Origin of the sequence: Brachybacterium tyrofermentans (assembly GCF_039526165.1) — a bacterium.
GTDB classification, from domain to species: Bacteria; Actinomycetota; Actinomycetes; order Actinomycetales; family Dermabacteraceae; genus Brachybacterium; species Brachybacterium tyrofermentans.
The window spans coordinates 1-5,064 of record NZ_BAAAIR010000092.1; the positions used below are offsets into that span (position 1 = coordinate 1).

Below are 5,064 nucleotides of genomic sequence, written 5' to 3' on the forward strand. Positions count from 1 at the left end.
CCGTATTATTCCAGGTCAGGAGCACCTTTCTCTAAGCCGTCCGCCGGTCGGGACCACACCCCCATGAAATCCCGAGGTTAACTGCGGCGTCGCCATCGGTGGACGACACTGAGGGAACCCACCGCCTGCCACCGAGAGAAGGACCGCACCATGCCCGTCGAAATGGGACTCTGGCGAATCGATGGAGATCGACCCCGTCGACTTCCGGCTGCGACCCTGCCCAGCGAGGCGACCCTCGAGGACTTCCTGGAACAGGACCCATCCCTGCTCGGAACACCGCTGCTGGTCATCGGCCGACAGGTGCGCACTCCGTACGGAAAGTTCATCGATCTGCTCGCGATCGACGTCGACGGCAACCTGCACGTCCTGGAGCTGAAAAGGGACAGGAGCCCGCGGGACGTCGTCGCCCAGGTTCTCGACTACGGATCCTGGGTGACCACCTTGACCCGAGAGGAGGTCATCGATCTTGCGAACGATCACCTCGAGGCTCCGTTCGAAGCGGCATTCGCCGACACTTTCGGCGACTCGCTCCCGGACGAGGTCAACGTCGAGCTGCAACTCACCGTGGTTGCGACAGAACTGGATTCCAGCTCCGAGCGGATCGTGAACTACCTGCGCGACTTCGGCGTCCCGATCAACGCGGTGTTCTTCTCCTACCTCCAGGACGAGGATCGCCACTATCTCGCCCGCTCCTGGCTGGTCAGCCGCGAGGAGGGCCCATCGCTCGCTGTCGGTAGCGGACGAAAGAGCAAGCGGGCGGACTGGAATGGTCTGGACTGGTTCGTCGCTTTCGGAGAGGAGTCCGGGAGCCGCAACTGGGAAGACGCACGCCACTATGGATTCATCTCTGCGGGAGGCGGCGTCTGGTACTCGCGAACACTGCGGGCGCTTCCGCTCGGAGCGCGGGTCAACGTGCATATACCCGAATCCGGGTATGTCGGCATCGGAACCGTCATCGGGGAGGCGGAAAGATTCGACCGCGCGAAGACCACGATCGAAGGAGAGCAGGTGCTCCTCTCTGATCTCCAGCTCGCAGGCCGCTACTCCCATGGCCCAGGTACGGAGCAGGAGGACGACATGGCCGAATGGGTCGTGCCCGTGCGCTGGCAGACCGCGGTGCCCCGTGAACAGGCCTACTGGACCAAGGGCATGTTCGCCAACCAGAACAGCGCCTGCAAGCTCCGCCAGGAGTTCACACTGGAGCGCCTCGCCGAGCACTTCGGCGTGGAGGACGCATAACGGCTGCCATCTGCGACATGGATCGGGTACGCCGAGACGACGTGGGCTCACGTCCATCGGGGCGGGCCGACAGCGCGGCGTGCACTCCTTATCGCCCCGCCTACCCTGCCTGCTGCCGGTACTGCCGCGGCGGCATACCGCACGCGGCGGTCACGTGGGCGTAGAAGCTGCTGAGCGACCCGAATCCACTGCGCTCGGCGATGTCGGCGGTGGGCAGCGCGGTGGTGATCAGCAGGCGCTGCGCCTCCGCGACGCGGCACATCGTGAGGTACTCGCCGATGGTGGCGCCGACGGTGTCCCGGAAGACGGTCATCGCATGCGAGGGCGTCAGATGGGCGGCGCGCGCCACGTCCTCCACACTGAGCGCGGAGCGGTAGTTCTCGATCACGAACTGCGCCATCGCCATCATGTGGTCGATGCGCTCCGGCGGCACCCGACGGGAGCCGCCCTCACGGAACGCGCTGGCCACGGGACTGATCTGGGTGCCGGGCGAATCCGGATCGTCGGAGGAGCACGGGATCCCTGGGGAGCGAGGCCCCTCGTCGGCCCCTGCGCCGTCCCGCGCCGGTGCCGCCTGCAGGATCCTGCGCAGCATCGCCTGGATCTCCAGCAGCGCGACCGCGGAGCCGCCTGCCGTCTCGTACTCTGCGAGCCAGGAGGGGATCATCGATTCCATCCGCGCCCGCACCAGCGCCGAATCGGTGACCACCGGCCAGGGCTGCAGCAGCGCGCCGAGCTCCGCCTCCGGCAGGTTCCAGCCCATCACCGTGCTCACCGGGACGTGCACCCAGCACACGTCCCCGGCGCGGGAGTCGACCAGGCCGTGAGGCTGCGCCGCCCAGAACATGGCGACCTGCCCCTCGCGCACCACGAACGGCCGGCCCGCGAACACATAGCGCAGCTCGCCGCGCAGCACCACGTTGATCTCGACGTCGTTGTGACGATGCATCGACTGCATCGTGGGCGGATCGCCACGACGGCACCACAGGGCGGGCGCCATCGTCTCGACAACGGGTTCGGTGAGGGAATGGGCGGGCATGGGCCCACAGTAGGCGCAGATCGAAGGATCCTGGAAGAACATCGCAGAATCAGGCGAGACCTCCGTGCACCTGGCTCCCTACCGTGGATCCATGACCCAGAGCGCCTTCCTCGCCCACCCCAAGATCACGATCATCGGAGCCGGCGGCTTCGTGTTCCCGTTCCGTCTGATCGGCGACATCCTCAGCTTCCCCGCCCTGCGCGACGCGACACTCACGCTGATGGACGTGCGCCCCGAGAAGCTCGGCCCGGTCGCGAGCGCAACCCGCGAGCTGATCGCTCACCACGGTTTCGGCGCGACCGTCGAGGAGACCGGCGACCGCCGCGCGGCGCTGGACGGCGCCGACATCGTCATCATCACCTTCCAGGTGGGCGGCCTGGAGTCCTACGAGCACGACGTGATGATCCCGCGGAAGTACGGCATCGACCAGGCCGTCGGTGACACCGTCGGCCCCGGCGGGGTGTTCCGCTTCCTGCGCTCCGTGGGCGCCTACGACGCGATCATCGACGACGCCCTCGAGGTGTGCCCGGACGCCGCCTTCATCAACTACGCCAACCCGATGGCTATGGCCACCAGCTATCTCAACGCCCGCGGCCTGCGCGCCGTGGGCCTGTGCCACAGCGTGCAGGGCACCACCCGCATGCTCGCCCGCACCCTCGATGTGCCCTACGACGAGGTGCGCTACCGCTGCGCCGGCATCAACCACCAGGCCTGGGTGCTGGAGTTCTCCCGCGGGCGGGAGGACCTCTACCCGCGGCTGCGCGAGGTGATGGCGCAGAAGCACCAGCGCGACCGCGGCGCCGCGGACCTCGCCGGGGACGACGGCGACCACAGCGAGGCCGCCGAGCAGTCCAACGTCTACGAGGGCGGCAACGAGCAGGTGCGCACCACCCTCATGAACGCCTTCGGGTACTTCGAGACCGAGTCCAGCCACCACGCCTCGGAGTACCTGCCCTACTTCCGCAGGACCCCCGAGCTCACCGAGTCCTACATCCCCGAGCGCTGGGACTACTTCGAGATCTGCTCCGCGCACGACGACCAGGGCGACATCGACACGCAGCTGCAGCAGCTGAAGGCCGAGCTCGCCCCGTCGGTCGAATACGGCGCCAGCATCATCAACTCGATCGTCACCGGGGTGCCCAGCGTGGTGCACGGCAACGTGCCCAACAACGGTTCCCTGATCACGAACCTCCCGGCCGACGCCTGTGTGGAGGTGCCCTGCCTGGTCGACGCCAACGGCGTGCAGCCCACCGCGGTCGGCGAGCTGCCGCTGCAGCTGGCCGCACTGAACCGCACCAACGTCAACGTGCAGACCCTCGCCGTGCAGGCCGCGCTGACCGGGAACCTCGAGAACGTCTATCACGCCGTCGCGATGGACCCGCTGACCGCCGCCCAGGTGACCCTCGAGGACGCTCGCGCCATGACCGACGAGCTGCTCGCCGCCCACGCGGATCTGCTGCCGGAGTCCTTGCGGGCCTGAGCACCCGCAGTCGCACGGTGCGATCAACTGCGGACTGACCGTCATAGCCAGCTGGACGGCTCAGCGTGTGACCGGTGCGGACTCTGCGGACTGGCGGTCGAACTCCTCGAACGTGCTGGTCAAGGGTCCGGGGGAGTCATCACAGAAGAGCAGGTCCAGGCTCCCGGCCGACTCGCGGGCAGAGTCGGCAGAACGCGGGAAGAGATCGGCCTCGTACGCGGCGAGGGCTTCCTCCGTGCTGCCGGCGTTCTCCGCGATCGCCAGGGCGAGCTGAGCGCCGTCGTACATGGCGAGGTTGGCGCCCTCGCCGGCGAACGGGGACATCATGTGCGCCGCGTCGCCCAGGAGCGTGGTGCCGGGTGTCCGCTCCCAGGAGTGGCCGACGGGAAGGGCGTGGATGCGGCGCGGCGTCAGCGGGGTGTCCGCGTGGGCGATCAGGCCGCGCAGCGCGTCGTCCCAGCCGTCGATCCGGGCGAGGAGAGCCGTCTTGGAGGCCGCGATGTCGGCGAAGTCGATCGTGTCGATCCAGCTCTCCGAGACGCGCAGGCCCAGATAGACGTGCAGGGTGTCATCGATCTCGCGGTGGCCGAGCACGCCGGTCGGGCCGTTGAAGGCGAACAGCATGCCCCGGCCCATCGCCGCAGCTTCGGCGGGGTGTCGCTCGTCGGCGTCGAACAGGTCGGCCTCGACGAAGGAGATCCCGGTGTAGACGGGGCGGGCGCCGGACATCAGCGGACGGACCATGGACCAGGCGCCGTCCGCGCCGATGAGCAGGTCGGTGGTGATCGCCTCGCCGTCCGTGAACTCGACCTCGTGCCGCCCGGGGAAGCCGTCCACCGTGCGCACCGCGCAGACCTTGCGACCCCAGTGGACAGTACGGGCGGGCAGGGAGACGAGGAGGATGTCGCGCAGCTGGCCGCGGTCGACCTCCGGGCGGATGAGCTGACCATCGTCCGCCTCGTCACGCAGCACCGTCCCACGGTGGTCGAGGATGCGCATGGCTTCCCCACCGCGATGGATGAGCGGGGTGAACTGCTCCCATAGGTCGGCGGCATGGAGTGCCCGCTGCCCGGTGTCGTCGTGGATGTCGAGCATGCCTCCCTGAGCGCGGGCGTATCGGCTGGCTTCCAGCTCGAACACCGCAGCCTCGATCCCTCGGGCGTGCAGGACACGGGCTGCGGTCAGGCCGCCGAGACCGCCACCGATGATGGCGATCGGGAAATGCGTTGACGCTCCTATAGTTGTCAACTCGCGATTTCGCCGGTGCGGGGGTTGACCTTGATGAGGTGGTAGACCTCGCGAATGA

Annotated in this window: 4 protein-coding genes; 2 read left to right on the forward strand and 2 right to left on the reverse strand. The window is 68.0% G+C overall.

What is annotated here, in order from left to right; all coding sequences use genetic code 11:
• Positions 1-150: 150 nt before the first annotated feature.
• Positions 151-1,239 (forward strand): endonuclease NucS domain-containing protein, encoded by a 1,089-nt coding sequence (locus ABD093_RS18445; protein WP_193115904.1) that lies wholly within the window; start codon positions 151-153, stop codon positions 1,237-1,239.
• 100 nt (positions 1,240-1,339) lie between these two features.
• On the opposite strand, the gene ABD093_RS18450 is transcribed toward ABD093_RS18445, so the two are convergent.
• Positions 1,340-2,278, reverse strand: coding sequence for a helix-turn-helix domain-containing protein (locus ABD093_RS18450; protein ID WP_193115903.1), 939 nt, complete (start codon positions 2,276-2,278; stop codon positions 1,340-1,342).
• 91 nt (positions 2,279-2,369) lie between these two features.
• Between ABD093_RS18450 and melA the strand changes: the two genes are divergently transcribed.
• Positions 2,370-3,758, forward strand: coding sequence for an alpha-galactosidase (melA, locus tag ABD093_RS18455; RefSeq protein ID WP_193115902.1), 1,389 nt, complete (start codon positions 2,370-2,372; stop codon positions 3,756-3,758).
• A gap of 60 nt (positions 3,759-3,818) precedes the next feature.
• Here melA and ABD093_RS18460 read toward each other — a convergent pair whose 3' ends face one another.
• Positions 3,819-5,006, reverse strand: coding sequence for an FAD-dependent oxidoreductase (locus tag ABD093_RS18460; RefSeq protein ID WP_226849608.1), 1,188 nt, complete (start codon positions 5,004-5,006; stop codon positions 3,819-3,821).
• Positions 5,007-5,064 lie beyond the last annotated feature (58 nt).

Bases quoted from the DNA above. Each gene is read 5' to 3' on its own strand.
- ABD093_RS18445 (WP_193115904.1), top strand. From the start codon at position 151: ATGCCCGTCGAAATGGGACTCTGGCGAATCGATGGAGATCGACCCCGT.
- ABD093_RS18450 (WP_193115903.1), bottom strand. From the start codon at position 2,278: ATGCCCGCCCATTCCCTCACCGAACCCGTTGTCGAGACGATGGCGCCC.
- melA (WP_193115902.1), top strand. From the start codon at position 2,370: ATGACCCAGAGCGCCTTCCTCGCCCACCCCAAGATCACGATCATCGGA.